The sequence below is a fragment of the Alishewanella longhuensis genome, assembly GCF_014653435.1.
Lineage (GTDB): Bacteria > Pseudomonadota > Gammaproteobacteria > Enterobacterales > Alteromonadaceae > Alishewanella > Alishewanella longhuensis.
Window position 1 is genome coordinate 1 of sequence record NZ_BNAO01000027.1, and the last position, 623, is coordinate 623.

At 36.3% G+C, this 623-nt stretch carries 1 protein-coding gene; it reads left to right on the top strand.

Translation table 11 applies throughout. The features are described 5' to 3' along the window. Window positions 1–412: 412 nt before the first annotated feature. The coding region (locus IE163_RS17910; RefSeq protein ID WP_229833645.1) for a hypothetical protein at window positions 413–623 on the top strand (211 nt) is incomplete at its 3' end.

The window sequence follows — 623 nt, forward strand, 5'->3', positions numbered from 1 at the left end:
TGATATTCCATGTGAAACTTTTGGTTAGTTTCTGCGGATTCGTAGAAAGACTTTTGGCACTGTTTCTCGTGCTGAATATTGAGCTTTTTTTACAGCTCGGTCTCCGCTTTCTTAGGGAGGTAGAAGAGACGGCAAGAAAGATAGACTATTCCATCAAATCTATTTTGAGTCGATTTCAATAATAGATAAGAAAGCAAATATTCAATATTATGGAAATCTTATGCGATTGAGTAAAGGTGAGTAAAGGTAAGTGGAAATAGTGAGAGAAAATTCTCCGAACTGTCTTATTCTATAGCTTTCTATATCTATACTCAACGCAAAAAGATTTCTATTATTGGAAAACGAAAAAAAACAACACGAGGTAAATGTAATGTTAACACTATTTCGACTAGCGACTCTGGCCCGGTTATGTATGCAGATAATCAATTCTGTTGTTGTGGTTTATGTCGTTCTGACCGCAGTCAGCATAATTACAAAAGGACATTTTTTGCGACCTTGGAAAAAGAAAATCTGTGATTCTCTAATTTGGGTCAAAGGTTTGATTCAGTTCAAAATGCGCCTCGCCCAATATGGCTGGTGGAATGTAATGGACTGTTTCGATGAATTACAATCTCTTTCTTCTC